Source organism: uncultured Sphingomonas sp., assembly GCF_964243315.1.
Classification (GTDB): domain Bacteria; phylum Pseudomonadota; class Alphaproteobacteria; order Sphingomonadales; family Sphingomonadaceae; genus Sphingomonas.
This window is the reverse complement of record NZ_CAXTEM010000013.1, coordinates 1-17,032: the sequence shown is the minus strand read 5'-3', so window position 1 is coordinate 17,032 and position 17,032 is coordinate 1. Positions and strand designations below refer to the sequence as shown.

Below are 17,032 nucleotides of genomic sequence, written 5' to 3'. Positions count from 1 at the left end.
CGTAACGGGCGATCATGGTCCCGGAACGGGTGTTATTCTTTTTCGGTGGATTTCTGCGGTCGTTACTCGATAGTCCCGCGGGACGCTGCTTGGTTCATTGGGATACCGTCATGGATAGAACGATCTTGGTCGTCGAGGACGAGCCCACCGTCCTGATGTTCCTCGAAGAAGCGCTGGCGGAGAGTGGCTACACCGTGGTGAGCGCGCGCAGCGGGGGCGAGGCGCTCAACATCCTCGGCGACGGGCTCAGCGATTTCTCGGTGCTGGTCGCGGACATCCGGATCGGCGACGGGCTGGACGGCTGGGAGATCGCCCGGTGCGCGCGCGAGATCATTCCCGACCTGCCGATCGTCTACGTCACCGGCGACAGCGCCGTTTCCTGGGCCGAAGAGGGTGTGCCGAACAGCGTGTTGATCCCGAAGCCGTTCAACCGCTCTCAGCTCGAGAGCGCGATCGAGAAATTGCTCAATCCGACCGAGTCGACCGCCAGCGGCTGACGCTGCGGCATCCGCAGCTTTACCCGCTGCGCAAACTTTGCCATCGGACGCGCCGAGCGGGACCGATCGTCGCGCGCTGAAGAGGATTGCGACCCGATGGTCGAAGCGCCGCTGATCGCCGGGATCGAACTCGGGGGTACGAAGATCAATTGTATCCTCGCCCGCGGGCCGGACGATATCCTGGACGAAGTCCGGATCCCGACGACGCGACCGGACGAGACGCTGGCGGCGGTGGAGGCGGTGCTCGACCGTTGGCGCGGCTTCGTCGCGCTTGGCATCGCGAGCTTCGGTCCGGTATCGATCGATCACGGCGCGGGCGATTACGGCCACATCACCTCGACCCCGAAGCCGGGCTGGGCAGGAACCGACGTCGCGCGACGGCTGGAACGACATGCGGGCGTACCGACCGGCTTCCACACCGACGTGGTCGGCGCGGCGCTCGCGGAGGCGCGGTGGGGCGCGGCGAAGGGACTGCGCGATGTCGCTTATGTGACCGTTGGAACCGGGATCGGCGTCGGGCTGATCGCAGGAGGGCGCCCGGTGGACGGGCTAACCCATGCCGAGTTCGGGCATATCCGCCCGGTCCGCGCGCCCGGCGACGAGTGGGTCGGCAACTGCCCGTTCCACGGCGCCTGCATGGAAGGGCTGGCGGCGGGCACCGCGATCGCGGCGCGTACGGGGCAGCCGGCGTCGGAACTGTCTGCGGATCACCCCGCCTGGGACGGGGTCGCGCACGCGCTGGGGCAGCTGCTCCATACGCTCGTGCTTACCGGGGTGCCGCGGCGGATCGTCATGGGCGGGGGCGTCATGGTCGGGACCACGCACCTGTTCCCGCGGGTGCGCGCGGCGATGACCAAGAGCCTGGCGGGCTATATCGCGCTACCGGAGGTCGCGTTGGCGGAAACGTTCGTGGTGCCGCCCGCGCTCGGCGGCAATGCGGGGCCGCTGGGCGCAATCCTGCTCGGCGAGCAGGCGCTGGATGCGCATCCGGCCAGCTAGGCCAGCGCGCGGCTATTCCGCGGGGCCGCCGGCTTCCTGCACCGCCTGGCGCTTGCGCCAGCGCTTGAAGACCTTTTCCTGCTCGGGCGTGGCGCGGCGATAGCCGTAATAGTCGGGCACCATCAGCGTCTTGCAGCGGCCGCATGTCGTCCACGCGCTGTACGGCCCGGTCTTGCCACGCGGCCTGACCGGCTTGTGGCCGAACAAAGAGCACCAGATCCGTTTCATCTATTGTCCCAACGATCCAGCGGTGGGTCTTAGCTTATCGGCCACTGTTCGCATCCGCAACATTTGGGTGCTCCTAACCGCTTTGTGCCGCTCTGGCACGCCTTCATCCACGCTTCAGCCGAACCAGCGCAGCGTCCAGCGCGGAGAGGAAACGCGAGCGATCGGTTTTCGCGAACGGCGCCGGCCCACCGACGATGTCACCGCCCGCGCGCAGATCGGCCATGATCGCGCGAGTCGCGATCGCGCCGCCGATCGAGGCGGCAGTGAACGGCTTGCCGGTCGGGGCGAGCACGGTGGCGCCCGCCTTCAACGCGCGATCGGCGAGCAGGATGTCCGCGGTGATCACGATCGCGCGCGGGTCCGCGGCTTCGGCGATCCAGTCGTCCGCGGCGTCGAAGCCGTCGCTGACGACGACGCGCTCGATCAGCGGGTGGATCGGGACGCGGAAATGGCTGTTGCTGACGATCGTCACCGGCACCTCGTGCCGCCAGGCGACCTTGTAGATCTCGTCCTTCACCGGACAGGCGTCGGCGTCGACGAGGATGCGGATCGTCCCGGTCACAGCGCCTGCCCCGCGGCCCAGCCGCTCGCCCACGCCCATTGGAAGTTATAGCCGCCTAGCCAGCCGGTGACGTCGACCGCCTCGCCGATCGCGTAGAGACCGGGCACGCGCCGCGCCGCCATCGTCTGCGACGAGAGGTCCGCGGTGGCGATGCCGCCGCTGGTGACCTCGGCCTTTGCATATCCTTCGCTGCCGTTCGGGGTGAAGGACCAGTTCGACAGGTTGCGGCTCGCATCGGCGAGGCGGCGATCGGTCTGTGCGCCGAGCTCGCCGTGCAGGTCTAGGCGATCGGCCAGCTTTTCGGCGAGGCGATCGGGCAGCGCGGAGGCGAGCGTGCGGCGCAAGGTCGCGCGGGGGGCGGCGCGCTTGGCGGCTACTAGCCAGTCGGGCGCGGCGTCGGGCACGAAGTCGATCGCGATCGACTCGCCATGCCGCCAAAAGGAGGAGATCTGGAGGATCGCGGGGCCGGACAGGCCGCGGTGCGTGAACAGGGCGGCTTCGCGGAACCGGGTCTTGCCCGCGGCGGCGACCACGGGGGCGGCGACACCCGACAACTCGCGGAACAGCAGGTCTTCGGCGCCGAGCGTCAGCGGGACCAGGGCGGGGCGGGGCTCGACGATCTTGAGGCCGAAGCGCCGGGCGACGTCATAGGCGAAGCCGGTCGCGCCCATCTTCGGGATCGACGGACCACCGGTGGCGAGGACCAAGGCGGGTGCGGTCGCCTGCCGATCGCCGAACGCGACGCGGTATCCGGTGCCGTCATGTGCGATGTCGCCGATCGAGCGCCCCAGCGCGAGATCGACCGACCCCGCGGTGCATTCGGCGAGCAGCATCGCGACGATCTGCCGCGCCGATCCGTCGCAGAACAGCTGGCCGAGCGTCTTTTCGTGCCAGGCGATGCGGTGGCGATCGACCAGCGCGACGAAATCCTGCGCGGTGTAGCGGCCAAGCGCGGACTTCGCGAAATGCGCGTTGGCGGAGAGATAGCGATCGGGCGCCGTATGGATGTTGGTGAAGTTGCACCGGCCGCCGCCCGAGATCAGGATCTTCTTGCCGGCTTCGTCGGCGTGGTCGATCAGCAGCACGCGGCGCTCGCGCTGGCCCGCGATGGCCGCGCACATGAGGCCCGCGGCACCCGCACCGAGGATGATGGCGTCGTACGCGTCACTTGGCATCGGCGCGCTGTAGCGGGTGGTGGCGAGGGCGTCCAATGGGGAGGGTATGAAGCACAACGTCGTTCTTTCACTCCGTTAGCCCTGAGTAGGGATTGAGTAGCTGCGAAGCAGCGTATCGAAAGCCCGTATCGAAGGGGCAGGTTAGTGCGCGTAACCTGTCCTTCGATACACGCCTTCGACTTCGCTCAGTCGCTACTCAGGACGAACGGGGTGGGTGGGGCCGCATCATCGCCACTCAAATTTCGTATTCGAGCTGCCAGCCGGGTTCCTCGAACGCCGGCGGGCGCGCGGCGTGGTGGGGCTGGCGGGCCTTCATCTCTGCGTAGAGCTGCTTGATCGTCGTGCTGCCGGTGCGGACGCAAAGCGAGGGGACGATCGCGTGGACCAGGCAGGCGGCGCCGCCGAGCATCATCCGTGCGCCGATCGTCGATGCCGCGACCGCGTGCTCGGCATAGCTTTCGCCGACGCTGCGGGGGTGTTCGAACAGCAGGCGGTCGATCATACGGGGCATCCTTGTCGCGATCCGGGTAGAGGCTTCCTTACAGCAGGTCGGCGGCGTTCCCAATTACGGCTACTACGTAGGACAGCCTTGCTAGCTGGCCATGTCGACGCAGCGAGCTAGGGTAGGCGCATGACCAGGCGATTTCCGTTCTCCGCACAGGTGCTCGTCGGCATGGCCGTCGGGTTGCTCCTCGGCTTCTTCGCGCGCTCGCTCGATCCGGCCAACCCGGCGGGCGCGGCGATCGCGGAAGGGCTGCGGATCGTCGGCGAAAGCTTCGTCCAGTTGCTGAAGGCGCTGGTGGTGCCGCTGGTCTTTACCGCCATCGTCGCGTCGATCGCGGCGCTGCGCGACCTCGGCGACGCGGCCAAGCTGGTGACGAGCACGTTGTTGTGGTTCGCGATCACCGCGCTGATCGCGGTGCTGATCGGACTGGCCCTCGGCACGATCATCCAGCCGGGCATCCAGGCGGGGATCGAGCGGGTCGCGGCGGTGCGGCCGTCGACCACGGGGTCGTGGCTCGATTTCCTGCGCGGGCTGATCCCCGCGAACATCCTGGGCATCGGCGCGTCGACCAAGATCGTCGACGGCGCTGCGACCACGTCGTTGTCGTTCAACGTGCTCCAGCTGATCGTGATCGCGATCGCGGTGGGAGCCGCGGCGGTGAAGGTCGGCGATGCGGGCGCGCCGTTCCTGACCTTCAATGCATCGGCGCTGGCGATCTTCCGCCGCATTCTGCGCTGGGTCATCGCGCTGACCCCGATCGGCAGCGCGGCGCTGATCGGCCATGCGATCGTCGCCTATGGCTGGGCGTCGCTGTCCGCGCTGGGGGCGTTCGCGGCGGCGGTGTATATCGGTCTCGCGCTGGTGTTGTTCGTGGTCTATCCGCTGCTGTTGCGCAGCCAGGGGCTCGGCGTGCGACAATTCTTTGCGGATGCATGGCCCGCCATCCAGTTGGGCTTCGTGTCGCGATCGTCGATCGGCACGCTGCCGGTTACCGAGGAAGCGGTCGAGCGGATCGGCGTGTCGCGCAGCTATGCGGCGTTCGCGGTGCCGTTCGCGGCGACCACCAAGATGGACGGGTGCGCGGCGATCTATCCCGCGGTGTCGGCGTTGTTCGTGGCGCAATATTTCGGGATCGCGCTGCATGCGACCGATTACCTGCTGATCGTCGCGGTGTCGGTGGTCGGATCGGCGGCGACCGCGGGGCTGACCGGCGCGGTGGTGATGCTGACGCTGACGCTGACGACGCTCGGCCTGCCCTTGGAGGGCGCCGGGCTGCTGCTCGCGATCGACCCGATCCTCGATATGGGGCGTACCGCGGTGAACGTCGCGGGGCAGGCGCTGGTGCCGACCATCGTGGCCAAACGTCACGGCCTGCTCGGGGTGCCTGCCGAGGCGCCGGCGGGGGCGGCAGCGTTGCAGGCCGCCTGACCGGACGGCATGCTAACCTACTATTCTGGTTCGATAATGACCCGCATCGGCTCTTTAACGCTCCGTTAGAGCATCGCGCGGGAAAGCGGGGCATGCCCGCAAACTTCTCCATCAACGTAGATGCCGCGCAGGCGGTGGTTCGGATCACGCTAAGTGGCTTCTTCGGCGCCGCCGACGTGGCCAGCTTCGCCGAAGCGCAGGCGAAGGCTTATGCGATGTTGCCGCGGAGTGGTGCGCGCCATCTGACGCTGTGCGACATCGGGGCATGCAAGATCCAGTTGCAGGAGGTGGTCGACGCGTTCCGCCGGCTGCTCGACGACCCGGCACTGATGTCGCGCCGGATCGCGTTCGTCACCGGGAACTCGCCCGCCAAGATGCAGATCCGCCGCCTCGTCAACCGCGACACCGCGCGTGCGTTCGAACGCGTCGAGGATGCGGAGCGCTGGCTGCTGGCGTGCGAGTCGCGCGCCGCCGCCTAGCGAATCCCGTCGCGGGCGAGCACCGCGTCGATCCCCGCCACCATCGCGACATAGCGCGGGTCCTGGACGCTGCCGTAGCGGCGGACGAACTCGGCATTCGTCAGCCGCTCCCGCCGGTCGAGCAGCGACGGCGGCAGGATGGTCGCAGGGGTCGCCCGCGCCAGCCGTGCTCCGATCCGCTCCGCCTGGTCGGGATCGGATGCCGCCTGCGCGATCGTGAAGCCGGATCGATCCGCAGACAGATCGACGAACGAGAAGCCGGTGGGATCGCCGACCGCGAACTCGGATTGCTGGGCCAAGCTGTCGGCCAGTTCCTTCCACTCGCCGAGCGCCTGCGCCAATTGCCCGCCCGCGCCCGCAGACAGGGCGGCGGAGAGCGCCCAATGCTTCGACAGGTCGGCGCGGCCGTGGAGCGTGACGACGACCGGATCGATCCGGCAGCCGGCGGTCGCGGCCTGCGCGCCCCCTGCCAGATCGCCCGCACGCGGATCGACCAGCAGCATCGCCAGCGCCACGAAGGCCGCGCGGTTGTATGCTGCCGGGTTGGGCTGCGCCGCGGCACCCGCAAAGGCGCGGTTGACGTGGTGGGCCAGATCGTCGCTGGGGTAACGTCGTTGCGCGGCGGCGAGGCCGCAATAGAGCCGTTTCACCGCGACCGCGTCGACCGGATCATTCTCGAGCTTGGCAAGCCGATCGGCCAGCATCTCGCGCGGCGGCAAGGCGATCGTGGCGGCGACGGCATCGCGTTCGACCGCGATCGAACGGACCAGCTTGTCGAGCGGCGGCAGCGCCAGGCCGCGGCGATTGGCGGCGTAGCGCAGGAAATCGACGATGCGGCGGCTGATGGCGGGGGGAAGGGGGATCGCACCGATGCGGATGCGGATCACTGGGAACCCCTTGCTCGTGCCGCTGGTCACCAGCCGGACGTTGAGCCAGCGGCCGAACCACCAGGGGCGGCTGCCGGTGACGGTGAGGACGCCGCTGCGAACTTCCATCGCCAATCGATCGGGCGCGAAGCCGTCGCTCACCAGCGCACCGATGCCGTCGAGTTCGGCGCGCCCGAAGCGTACCGCATTGCCCTGTGGCGTCGCGATGCCGCCGGGCTGGAGCTGGGCGACGGCCGCCCGCCCGGCGCCGACCTGTTGCGCGGTCACGGTGCCGCGCGGCGCGACCCAGGGCGATCCGCTGGTCACCGCGAGCAGCAACGACAGCGCGATCGCGACCAGAACCGCGAGGATCACAGGCCATCGCCGCCGTCGCACAGCGTGGGGAGCGGCTTGTGCTGCCGGGGAGGCTGTCGTCATGGCGGTGCGCCCTAGGGATTTCACGGCGCACGGGCAACGGCCATGCGCGCCTAGGGGTCGGACCGGGGCGAGGCGCGGGCGATCAGCGGCAGGAAGAGGATTGCCGCGAGGCTCAGCGTTCCCGACAGCGTGAAGAAGCCGTCCCAGCCGATCTGCTTCTGGATGCTGCCCCCGGCGCCGGCGAGCAGCCGCGGCAACAGGAACGCGAAGCCCGACAGGAAGGCATATTGTGCCGCGGGGTATCGCGGGTTCACCAGCATCGACAGATAGACGACGAACACCGCGCCTTCGAGCCCGTGCGCGAACTGATCGAGCGCGGTGGCGATGTAGATCACATGGCCCGCGGGCGGGGCATACCAGAGCCATACGAAGATCCAGTTGCCGAACGCCGACCCGACCGCGCCGATCGCCAGCGCCCAGAGCAGCCGGAGGCGGACGGCGAGCCAGGCGCCGATTGCCACCCCCGTCATGCTCGCGGGCAAGGCAACCGCACCGTCGGCTATACCCATCGTCGTCAGATCGTACCCCGCGGCTATCTGCAACGGCTTCGACAGTGCGAGCGTCAGCACGTCGCCCATCCGGTAGAAGGTGACGAAGCCGAGGATCGGTAGCGCGCGGTAGCCGAACCGCCAGAAGATATCGATGTACGGACCGATGACCGTCGAGCGGCGCGCGTAGGCGGTCGCAGGCAGGCGGACGATCCACGGCAGCGCGGCGGCCATGGCGACGAACGGCAGCAGGCAAACGATCAGCACCCCTCGGGTGGCGTCGGTCTTGGCGCCGACCCCCGCGGCATTGGCGAGCCCGAGGATCACCGAGCCGACGACCGCGACCACGACCAGCGATCCGCCGAGGATCGCCGCCGCCGCGCCGAGGCCGGTCGACAGGGCGCCACCGCGCGTGCCGCGGCCATCGGCTTCCCGTCGCATCGACGTGAGGATCGGCAGCGGCAGGAACGCAGCCGCGGCGATCGCCAGATAAGCCCATGTCCAGGTCGCATGATCGGCGACGATCAGCGCGCCGCTGCCCGCGGCGACCATCGCGCTGCGGTAACCCCACAGGTTCGCCGCGACCAGCGGGCCTTGTTCGGCCGGGGTCGGCGCAAGCTCGATCCGCCACGCATCCGCGGCGATCTCCAGCGTCGTCGTCCAGAAGGCGAGCAGCACCGCGAACAGCGCGGTGATCGGCAAGCTGGCGTCGCCCGAGGTGAACGCCATCGCCACCATCGACAGGAAGATGCCGAGTTGCGCGACGATGATCCAGCCGAGCCGCTTGCCGAAGAAGCGGCCGAGCCCCGGCACCGCGAACCGGTCGAGCAGCGGCGCCCAAGCGAACTTGCAGGTCGGCAATAGCTGGACCCAGCCGAAGAAGCCGATGATCACGAGGTCGACACCGTGGGTCGTTAGTCGCGCGGAGAGCACGGTCGAGAACATGTAATAGGGCAGGCCGGCGGAGAAGCCGAGCAACGCGAACAGCAACAGGCGTGTCGCAGGCGCGGTGGGCGCAACGGGGGCCGCGTCGGCTGTCATGCGAGGATCCGGATCGAAAAGGAGTGCCACCGTCAGGCTTCCGGAGATCCTAGTCAACGAGCTTGCCCCGGCGCCGGTGCGGGAGGATCGCATCGTTAACTATTTTTCCCTGGACGACCTGCGATTAACAGTAGATTCAGGTAAGCATTAGTCCCGGTTCGATGTCGGGAAGCTGGAGGTGTCATGAAGAGTTTGCTTCTCGCGGCCGCATTGGCGTTCGCACCGACCGCAGCACAGGCCGCGGTAACGATCAACTTTAGCGGCCTGACGTTGCCGTACCAGTCGGATACATCCGAGTTGGGTTCCTATGAAGTCGTAACCACGTCGGCGGATATAACGCGTTCTATCGATACGGAGGCGCAGGCGGTATCTGGCAGCATCGTTATCGACACGACTAAGATCGGCCCGAACCAGGCAGTCGGTCCCGACGTATTGTACAGTGGCAAGAACTTCGTGACGCTGACGTTCGCATCCACTGGTGTGACCCCGACGATCCTAAAGGGCGCGTTGAGCGAGCAGTCGATCGATAGCGTCAATGGTTTGTCCTTCCGGCTGTTCGACGAAGCCGGCACTTACGGGTACACCTTCCTGCTTGCAGGCATCGAGCCACTCGAGACGAGCATCTTCGACGGCATTCTGCTTCCGGACTTCACCAAGGCCAGTGCACTGATATTCGTCGGCTTTAGCGATCAGGATGTCGGCGACACGTCGACGCGGCGCGTGTCGTCCGGGGTGGTGACCACGATCACCCAGGCGGTTCCCGAGCCTGCGACTTGGGCAATGATGCTGGTCGGCTTCGGTCTGGTCGGAACAGCGCTTCGTCGCCGCGAGCGCGTCACCGTCCGGTTCGCCTGACACCATCTCGCCGGTCACTCTGGACCCTCGTCGTCGCGGTCGATCGGGTCGCTGCGACGATGAATGGTCCAGCGGTGTTCGCCGGTAACGACGTCGGGAACCGGCCGGCCCTGCGCATCGAGCGTCGGGCGATAGCGTAGGCGTTTCTTGATCAGGCGGCAGGTGGTCTCGTCGAGATCGGCGCTGCCGCTGGACCGGGTGACGACGCACTCGGTCACGCGGCCCTTGATGCCGACGATGAAGCGCAAGCCCACGGTGCCGCCGATCCCCGCCGCTAGCGCGCCGCGCGGATAGTCGTCGTCGTCGAGGCCACCCGAGATCAGCCGCAGCGGCGTTCCGCCGTCGCCATCTCCAGCCCCGCCGCTGCCCATGCCATCGCCTACACCGCCGCTGCCGGTGCCCGGTCCGGGTATCGGCGCGGCGCCTGCGGACGGCGCGCTAGCAGTTCCCGCGATCGGTGCGGTCACCATGATCGGCGGGGTCGGCACCGCGATCACCGACACCGGTGCGACCAGCGGGGTCGGCTCGGCAACGAGGTTCGGTGCCGACGCCGCGCCTGCGCGTCGGGTATGCTTGCGCGGCTTGGGTGGTGGCGGGACGGTACGCGCAAGTGGCGGCAGGGGGCGCAGATCAATCAAGGTCGGCGCCCGATCGACCGCGGCTGGCGCGGGCACTCGCAGACCGACGATCAGCGCGTAACCGAGGAGCGCGTGCGCTGCTGCGGTGAAGGCGAGCACGCGTGCCTGCTCACGCCGGTTCGATCTAACGGCCAGCGACATCGAATCTTCGCGAGCCGAGGGCTCGTCCGGTCGTCAATGAGTTCTGGCGGAAAGAGGCAGGAACGATGGCATGGCCGGGGGTTTGCACCCGCGCGCCTGTACAATTCCTTGCCAGACGTGGCGCTTCGGTCAGCGCTCGTCGGCGCCCATCTCCTGGGATCTTTTGGCGAGTTTCAGCGCCTCGTCGATCAGGTCGGCGGCGAACGCAGTTTGGCTGGTGCTGACCGCTAGCGCGACGCAATTGGAGGCCTCGCGACGAAGACGAGCGGCTCTCAAGCTCTTTTTCTCTGGAACGACCATACGCAACACGAGCGGTAGAAAGCGTCCGTCGGTCGCCGGTTCCCTTTCATCGGCCGAAGCGTTCACGGTTCGTCGCATCCGCGGCCGGTGCGGGTGCGGAGGGGCGGGTGACCGTATCGACGTGGGACTGCGACCGGTGGTTCCTTGGCGATGGCGAGCGCCTAAAGGCAGACGCTGTCGTTGGTCGAGGGGAGCAGGATGTCCGCCGTTTCGTTTTCCGTCGCCAAGAACGCGATCCACCGCCGCGTCGCGTGGGTGGCCCTCGCGCTGGTGGCACTGACCGGCCTGACCAATTGCAAGCGCAGCGAGCCTCCGCCAAAGCCCGATCGGGTCGAGCGCGTGGTGCCGCCACCGATCGCGCAGGCGGTGCCGGTGATCGCGCCGGTGGAATATCGGCCGGTCACGGTCGATCAGGCGCTCGCGATCAATGCCGAACCAACGGTGCCCGAGCGTGCCGGACCGGCGGCGCGGCCGTTCCTGGTAGCGCGTCCGGGCACCGCGCTCGATTGCCTCACCAGCGCGGTCTATTACGAGGCCGCATCGGAGAGCGACGACGGCGAGCGTGCGGTCGCGCAGGTGGTGCTCAACCGGGTCCGCCACCCGGCGTTCCCGGCATCGGTGTGCGGGGTCGTCTACCAGGGTGCGGAGCGCACTACCGGGTGCCAATTCACCTTCGCCTGCGACGGCGCGCTGCTGCGGGTGCCGTCCGCCCGGGGCTGGCAACGCGCGCGCCGGATCGCGGCCGAGGCGCTGAAGGGCTATGTCTTCAAGCCAGTGGGCGTATCGACGCATTATCACGCGAACTGGGTGGTGCCGTATTGGGCGAGCAGCCTGGACCGCGCCGCGACCATCGGCGTGCACATCTTCTACCGGTGGAGCGGCAGCTGGGGCACGCCGCGTGCGTTCTTCCAGCGATATGCCGGGATCGAACCCGATATCAGCGCGTCGATCGCGCGCTGGACCGCCGCCGGAGCGCCTGGTGTCGCGGCGATGGGGTCCGCCGATGCGCCGGTCCTGCTGGAGGACGCCAAGCTGCTCGCGGTGCGGCCGACCAAGCCCGTCAAGCCGCAGATCCTGGCGGCAGATCTCGAATCGGGTGGCCTGGTGTCGGGACTGCGCAAGCCGCCGCGGCTGGAGGCGGACCGCGGCAAGGTTAGGCTGAAGATCGACGCGGATCGCCCCCAGTAGCGTTGACCTGCCCGTGGACGCGGCCTAAGCGCCGCCGGGTGAAGGGTCCCCGTCAAAGGGGTCAAAATGGGAAGCCGGTGCGCGGGGGTATGTCCGCAAGACCGGCGCTGTACCCGCAACTGTGACCGGCGAGCGGTCTCCTCAATCAGCCACTGGGTCGCACGACCTGGGAAGGCGAGGGGGCTCGCGACGACCCGGAAGTCAGGAGACCTGCCCCTCACGGTCGATCCACTGCGCGGGCGGGAGCTCCCGGGCGGACGAGGGACCTCCTCGAGCGAGCGACATCCGCCGCTCGCGAATGGTCGCGTGCGGCACATGAAGGATGTGTCGTGATGAAATACCTGTTTCTGCCCGCCGTGCTGATCGCCGGCGCCGCGTCCGCGCAGACATTGCCGGACGACGAAACCGACGTCGTGGTCACCGCGACCCGCGTCGAACAAGCCGCTGCCGAAGTCGGCCAGGCGGTGACCGTGATCAAGCGCGACGAGATCGAGCGCCGGCAGACGACCATGGTCGCTGACCTGCTCGCGACGACGCCCGGCGTCACGGTGACGCGGAACGGCGGCCTGGGCGGGGTCACCGGCGTCCGCATCCGCGGCGCGGAGGCCGATCAGACGCTGGTCGTGATCGACGGCGTCCGCGTCAACGATCCGTCGTCGCCGGGCGGCGCGTTCGACTTCGCCAATCTCCTGTCGAGCAGCGTCGAACGGATCGAGGTGGTACGCGGGCCGAATTCGGTGCCGTGGGGGAGCCAGGCGATCGGCGGCGTGGTGAACATCATCACCGCGCAAGCCCGCGAAGGGTTACAGGCGCGTGCCAGTGCGGAATATGGCTACGCCGACACCGCCTTCGCCAATGCCGGGATCTCGGGCGCGAAGAATGGCCTGTCGGGGTCGCTCAGCGGCGGCTATCTGCGCACCGACGGGATATCCGCTGCGGCAGCCGGCGCCGAGCGCGACGGTTACCGCCAATACGGCGCGAGCGGGCGGATCGGGTATGAGGTCACACCGGGGATCGGCATCGACCTGCGCGGCTATGCCGCGGACAGCCGTACCCAACTCGATGGGTTCCCCGCACCGGCGTTCACGTTTGCCGACACGCCCGAATATTCGACCACGCAAGAGCTGTACGGCTATGCCGGTGTCCATGCGAACACCGCCGATGGACGGTTCAACAACCGCCTCGCATTCACGATCGCCGATGTGAACCGCGACAATTTCGACCCGACCTTCGGCGACGAACCGTCGTTCATCGGCCGGGGGCGGACCGAGCGGTACGAGTATCAGGGCGATCTCCGCCCGATCGACCGCGTCCGACTGGTCGTCGGTGCCGAGCATGAGACGAGCCGCTACGCCGATGGCACCGATCGCTTCGATGTGGGGATCACCAGCTTCTACGGTGAGGCGATCGTCAAGCCGATCGAGATGCTGACGATCACCGGCGGTGTGCGTAACGACGATCATGAGGCGTTCGGCAACCACACCACATTTGGCGCGGATGCGGCACTGGCGCTCGCCACCGGGACGACGGTCCGCGCGAGCTATGGCGAGGGCTTCAAGGCGCCGACCTTGTACCAGCTCTACGGGCCGTTCGGAACGCGGACGCTGGAGCCGGAGACCGCGCGCAATTACGATGTCGGCGTCGAACAGGCGCTGCTCGGCGGGCGGGCGATCGCGTCGGCGACCTATTTCAACCGACGGACGCGCAACCAGATCGACTTCGATCTCGGCACCTTCACCTACGCCAACATCGCGCGGACGAGAGCCGAAGGCGTCGAACTGACGCTGGCGCTGCGTCCGGTCGATGCGCTGACCTTCTCCGCGAACTACACCTATATCGGCAGCCGCAACCGGTCGCCGGGTGCGAACTTCGACAATGATCTGGCGCGCCGGCCGCGGCAGACGATCAGCGCGAACGTCGACTACCGGTTCCCGTTCGGGCTGTCGCTAGGCGGGACGCTGAGCCATGTCGGCGACAGCTTCGACAATGCCGCGAATACCGTGCGGCTCGACGGCTATGTGCTCGCCAGCGTGCGCGCCGAGATGCCGATCGCCGAGCGGCTGTCGATCTATGGGCGGGTCGAGAATATAGGCGACGAACGCTACCAGGTCGTGCGCGGCTACGGGACCTATGGCCGCGCAGCCTATGGCGGCGTGCGGTTCCGGTTCGACTGATGCGCGGTGCGATCCTCCTGGTGACGGCACTGGCAGGCTGCGCGCAGCAGCCGCCGGTGCCGGTCGGGGGGGTCGTGTCGACCAACCCCTGCGCCGACGCGATCCTGGTGCGGCTGGTGCCGGCATCGCGGATCGCGGCAATCAGCCATTATTCGCAAGACCCGGTCGCGGGGTCGTTGCCGATGTCGGTGGCGCGTCGATTCCGCGCTACCGCGGGCACCGCCGAAGAGGTGATCGCCTTGCGGCCGTCGCTGGTGCTGACGAGCAGCTTCACGCCGATCGCGACGCGGGACGCTTATGCCCGAGCCGGTCTCAAGACGCTGGTGCTCGGGTCGCCGACCAGCGTAGCGGCGAGCAAGGCGCAGGTGACGGAGATCGCGACCGCGGTCGGCGTCGGGGCGGGTGGACAGGCGATGGTTGCCGACATTGATGCTGCGGTGCGTGCTGCACGCCCGGCGTCGCGCAGCAAACCCGCAGCATTGTTGTACATCGGGGGCGAACTGGCCAACGGATCGGGGACCTTGCTCGACGAGATGATGACGATCGCTGGCTTCACCAACGCCGCCGCGTCTTACGGGCTGGCCTATACCGGCACGCTGTCCGCCGAGACGATCGTGGCGCGTCCGCCAGCGATCGTGATCGCGCCGCCGGGCGACGGTCGGGCCGCCACGCTGCGACGCTCGTTGCTGAGGCGCACGCCCGAGGCGGCGTTCGACCGGCAGCTGGTGAATTGCGGCGGGCCGGCGATCGTGCCCGCGCTGGCGCGGCTCGCTGCGATCCGGGCGACACTGCAGTGAGCAGGTCGGTACGTATGACGCTGCTCGCTTTGGTCGTGGTGCTGTTCTTTGCCGCATCGCTGCTCTGCGGAAAGACGTGGGTTCCGGCCGGAGCGTTCTTCTCGGACGATCCGCGCTGGTGGATCATCCTGCAATTACGGTTGCCGCGTGCGGTGCTGGGGGCCGCACTTGGCGCGACGTTGGGGCTGTCGGGGGCGGTGCTGCAAGGCTATCTGCGCAATCCGCTGGCGGACCCGGCGGTCGTCGGGGTGTCGTCCGCAGCGGCGCTCGGCGCGGTGGCGGCGATCGTCGCGGGTGCGGCAACGGGTCCGATCGTGTTCGTCGCGGCGATGATCGGCGCGGGCGGCGCGATGGCGCTGCTCGCGGCACTGACCTGGCGATCGGGGAGCGCGATCGGCTTCGTGCTCGCGGGAACCGTGCTGGCGAGCCTCGCGGGGGCGCTGACCGCGTTCCTGATCTCGATCGCGCCCAACCCCTATCTGGTCGCGGAAGTGATCGATTGGCTGATGGGCGCGCTGACCGATCGCGGCTGGAGTGACGTGACGATGGCGCTGTCGCCGATGGCTGTCGGTGCGGTGCTGTTGCTGCTGACCGCGCCTTCGCTCGATGCGCTGTCGCTCGGCGAGGCGGCGGCGCGGACGCTGGGGGTGAGGCTCGGCCGGACGCGGTTGCTGGTAGTGGCGGGGACCGGGCTGGTGGTTGGCGCGGGGGTGGCGGTGACCGGCGTCGTCGGGTTCGTCGGGCTGGTCGTGCCCCATCTGCTGCGCCCGGTGTTCGGCCATCGCCCAGCGGCGTTGCTGGTGCCGAGCGCGCTGGGCGGTGCGGCGCTGGTGCTCGCTGCGGACAGCCTGGTGCGGTTGGCGCCGGGGGCGGGCGAAGTGCGGCTCGGCGTGGCGATGGCGTTGATCGGGGCGCCGTTCTTCCTCGCGCTGCTGCTGAAGGAACGGGGGCGGGCGTGGATCTGACCTTCGAGAGGGTCGAGGTGGTGCTCGGGGGGCGTCCGGTGCTGACCGCGATCGACGCCGTTCTGCGGCCGCGCAGGGTCACCGCGATCCTCGGGCCGAACGGCGCCGGCAAGAGCACGCTGGTGAAGGCGGCGGCCGGGCTGCTCGTACCGAATCGCGGGCATGTACGGCTCGACGGCAGCGACGTGGCGGCGATCGATCCGCGATCGAGGGCGCGCGCGATCGGTTACCTGCCGCAGGAGGCGGTGGTGCACTGGAACATCCTGGCGCGCGAGATCGTCGCGCTCGGGCGGATGCCGCACGTCTCGACGCCCGCGGAGGATAACGCCGCGATCGACCGGGCATTGGCGGAGACGGACACTGCGCATCTCGCGGATCGCCCGGTCGGCGAACTGTCGGGCGGCGAGCGGGCGCGGGTGCTGCTGGCGCGGGTGCTCGCCGGCGAGCCCGCGTGGCTGCTCGTCGACGAGCCGCTCGCGAGCCTCGATCCCGCGCATCAGTTCGACCTGCTCGATCGGCTGCGCGCGGTCGCGACGGCGGGCGCGGGGGTGGTGATGGTGCTCCACGACCTCGCGCATGCCGCGCGGATCGCCGACGACGTGCTGGTGCTCGACGGCGGGCGGCTAGCTGCCACGGCGTTGACTCCGGCGGTCGCCGCTACGGTGTTCGGAGTGGCGGTGGCGGAAGTGACTGATGAGGACGGGCGGATGCGGCTGGTGCCCGTCGGGCGGGTCCGACCGGCGGGTCCGGGGGTTGTACGCCAGGAAGCGCGGTGAGATAGACGCCGCAGCCATCGAGCCTGGAGAGTGGAATGCGGATCATCGACCATCACATCGTCGGGAATCCGAGCGATAGTGGGGCTGGCGGCGGCGGCGGTCGGACCGGCGAGATCTTCGATCCCAACACCGGCAAGGTGCAGGCGAGCGTGACGCTCGGCACCCAGGCCGATCTCGACCGTGCGGTGGTGGCGGCGCAGGCCGCGCAGCCGGCATGGGCGGCGACCAACCCGCAGCGCCGCGCGCGGGTGATGTTCGCGTTCAAGGCGCTCGTCGAGGCGAACATGGACGAGCTGGCACGGCTGCTCTCGTCCGAACACGGCAAGGTGATCGCCGACAGCAAGGGCGACATCCAGCGTGGGCTCGAGGTGATCGAGTTCTGTTGCGGGATCCCGCACGTGCTGAAGGGCGAGTACACGCAAGGCGCGGGGCCGGGGATCGACGTCTATTCGATGCGCCAGCCGCTCGGCATCGGAGCGGGGATCACGCCGT

The 17,032-nt window shown here is 68.6% G+C and carries 19 protein-coding genes and 1 riboswitch; of the genes, 11 read left to right on the top strand and 8 right to left on the bottom strand.

The window, feature by feature from the left end:
* The first annotated feature begins 110 nt into the window (after nucleotides 1-110).
* Together ACFE77_RS06305 and ACFE77_RS06300 are read left to right on the top strand one after the other, a co-directional pair.
* Entirely contained in the window at nucleotides 111-497 is a 387-nt protein-coding gene (locus ACFE77_RS06305) for a response regulator (RefSeq protein WP_375420780.1), read from the top strand.
* A gap of 96 nt (nucleotides 498-593) precedes the next feature.
* Complete coding sequence (locus ACFE77_RS06300) at nucleotides 594-1,496, top strand: ROK family protein (RefSeq protein WP_375420779.1); 903 nt, start codon at nucleotides 594-596, stop codon at nucleotides 1,494-1,496.
* 12 nt (nucleotides 1,497-1,508) lie between these two features.
* Here ACFE77_RS06300 and ACFE77_RS06295 read toward each other — a convergent pair whose 3' ends face one another.
* The 4 genes from ACFE77_RS06295 to ACFE77_RS06280 all read right to left on the bottom strand — a co-directional run bounded on the left by ACFE77_RS06295 (nucleotide 1,509) and on the right by ACFE77_RS06280 (nucleotide 3,963).
* Nucleotides 1,509-1,724, bottom strand: coding sequence for a hypothetical protein (locus tag ACFE77_RS06295; RefSeq protein ID WP_375420778.1), 216 nt, complete (start codon nucleotides 1,722-1,724; stop codon nucleotides 1,509-1,511).
* Nucleotides 1,725-1,827: 103 nt separating this feature from the next.
* Nucleotides 1,828-2,274, bottom strand: coding sequence for a YaiI/YqxD family protein (locus ACFE77_RS06290; RefSeq protein ID WP_375420826.1), 447 nt, complete (start codon nucleotides 2,272-2,274; stop codon nucleotides 1,828-1,830).
* A gap of 8 nt (nucleotides 2,275-2,282) precedes the next feature.
* Entirely contained in the window at nucleotides 2,283-3,461 is a 1,179-nt protein-coding gene (locus ACFE77_RS06285) for an NAD(P)/FAD-dependent oxidoreductase (protein WP_375420777.1), read from the bottom strand.
* 235 nt (nucleotides 3,462-3,696) lie between these two features.
* Nucleotides 3,697-3,963, bottom strand: coding sequence for a DUF6356 family protein (locus ACFE77_RS06280; RefSeq protein WP_375420776.1), 267 nt, complete (start codon nucleotides 3,961-3,963; stop codon nucleotides 3,697-3,699).
* A 129-nt stretch (nucleotides 3,964-4,092) separates the two neighbouring features.
* On the opposite strand from ACFE77_RS06280, the gene ACFE77_RS06275 reads away from it, so the two are divergent.
* Together ACFE77_RS06275 and ACFE77_RS06270 are read left to right on the top strand one after the other, a co-directional pair.
* Nucleotides 4,093-5,394, top strand: a complete 1,302-nt coding sequence (locus ACFE77_RS06275) for a dicarboxylate/amino acid:cation symporter (RefSeq protein ID WP_375420775.1) — start codon at nucleotides 4,093-4,095, stop codon at nucleotides 5,392-5,394.
* 92 nt (nucleotides 5,395-5,486) lie between these two features.
* Nucleotides 5,487-5,873, top strand: a complete 387-nt coding sequence (locus ACFE77_RS06270; protein WP_375420774.1) for a hypothetical protein — start codon at nucleotides 5,487-5,489, stop codon at nucleotides 5,871-5,873.
* On the opposite strand, the gene ACFE77_RS06265 is transcribed toward ACFE77_RS06270, so the two are convergent.
* Both ACFE77_RS06265 and ACFE77_RS06260 read right to left on the bottom strand, forming a co-directional pair.
* Nucleotides 5,870-7,114, bottom strand: a complete 1,245-nt coding sequence (locus ACFE77_RS06265) for a hypothetical protein (RefSeq protein WP_375420773.1) — start codon at nucleotides 7,112-7,114, stop codon at nucleotides 5,870-5,872. The two genes, ACFE77_RS06270 and ACFE77_RS06265, sit on opposite strands and share 4 nt — an antisense overlap.
* Before the next feature lie 113 nt (nucleotides 7,115-7,227).
* The gene (locus ACFE77_RS06260; RefSeq protein ID WP_375420772.1) at nucleotides 7,228-8,706 is read right to left on the bottom strand and encodes a permease; all 1,479 of its coding nucleotides are present in this window, start codon (nucleotides 8,704-8,706) and stop codon (nucleotides 7,228-7,230) included.
* A 192-nt stretch (nucleotides 8,707-8,898) separates the two neighbouring features.
* On the opposite strand from ACFE77_RS06260, the gene ACFE77_RS06255 reads away from it, so the two are divergent.
* Nucleotides 8,899-9,561 carry a PEPxxWA-CTERM sorting domain-containing protein gene (locus tag ACFE77_RS06255; protein ID WP_375420771.1) on the top strand — a complete coding sequence of 221 codons (663 nt, stop codon included), beginning with the start codon at nucleotides 8,899-8,901 and terminating at the stop codon, nucleotides 9,559-9,561.
* 14 nt (nucleotides 9,562-9,575) lie between these two features.
* Here the strand turns inward: ACFE77_RS06255 and ACFE77_RS06250 are convergent, their stop codons facing one another.
* Both ACFE77_RS06250 and ACFE77_RS06245 read right to left on the bottom strand, forming a co-directional pair.
* Nucleotides 9,576-10,340 (bottom strand): energy transducer TonB, encoded by a 765-nt coding sequence (locus tag ACFE77_RS06250; RefSeq protein WP_375420770.1) that lies wholly within the window; start codon nucleotides 10,338-10,340, stop codon nucleotides 9,576-9,578.
* Nucleotides 10,341-10,469: 129 nt separating this feature from the next.
* Complete coding sequence (locus tag ACFE77_RS06245) at nucleotides 10,470-10,706, bottom strand: hypothetical protein (protein ID WP_375420769.1); 237 nt, start codon at nucleotides 10,704-10,706, stop codon at nucleotides 10,470-10,472.
* Between the two features lie 132 nt (nucleotides 10,707-10,838).
* On the opposite strand from ACFE77_RS06245, the gene ACFE77_RS06240 reads away from it, so the two are divergent.
* The 6 genes from ACFE77_RS06240 to ACFE77_RS06215 form a co-directional block, all read left to right on the top strand.
* Nucleotides 10,839-11,828, top strand: coding sequence for a cell wall hydrolase (locus tag ACFE77_RS06240; RefSeq protein WP_375420768.1), 990 nt, complete (start codon nucleotides 10,839-10,841; stop codon nucleotides 11,826-11,828).
* Between the two features lie 26 nt (nucleotides 11,829-11,854).
* Nucleotides 11,855-12,061: riboswitch (cobalamin riboswitch) on the top strand.
* 99 nt (nucleotides 12,062-12,160) lie between these two features.
* The gene (locus ACFE77_RS06235) at nucleotides 12,161-14,002 is read left to right on the top strand and encodes a TonB-dependent receptor plug domain-containing protein (RefSeq protein WP_375420767.1); all 1,842 of its coding nucleotides are present in this window, start codon (nucleotides 12,161-12,163) and stop codon (nucleotides 14,000-14,002) included.
* Nucleotides 14,003-14,022: 20 nt separating this feature from the next.
* On the top strand, nucleotides 14,023-14,799 hold the full coding sequence (locus ACFE77_RS06230) for an ABC transporter substrate-binding protein (protein WP_375420766.1): 777 nt from the start codon (nucleotides 14,023-14,025) through the stop codon (nucleotides 14,797-14,799).
* Between the two features lie 14 nt (nucleotides 14,800-14,813).
* Complete coding sequence (locus ACFE77_RS06225) at nucleotides 14,814-15,764, top strand: FecCD family ABC transporter permease (RefSeq protein WP_375420765.1); 951 nt, start codon at nucleotides 14,814-14,816, stop codon at nucleotides 15,762-15,764.
* The gene (locus tag ACFE77_RS06220) at nucleotides 15,755-16,540 is read left to right on the top strand and encodes an ABC transporter ATP-binding protein (RefSeq protein ID WP_375420764.1); all 786 of its coding nucleotides are present in this window, start codon (nucleotides 15,755-15,757) and stop codon (nucleotides 16,538-16,540) included. The genes ACFE77_RS06225 and ACFE77_RS06220 overlap by 10 nt, the downstream gene beginning before the upstream one ends.
* Nucleotides 16,541-16,575: 35 nt before the next feature.
* A partial coding sequence (locus ACFE77_RS06215; protein WP_375420763.1) for an aldehyde dehydrogenase family protein occupies nucleotides 16,576-17,032 on the top strand: 457 nt, incomplete at its 3' end.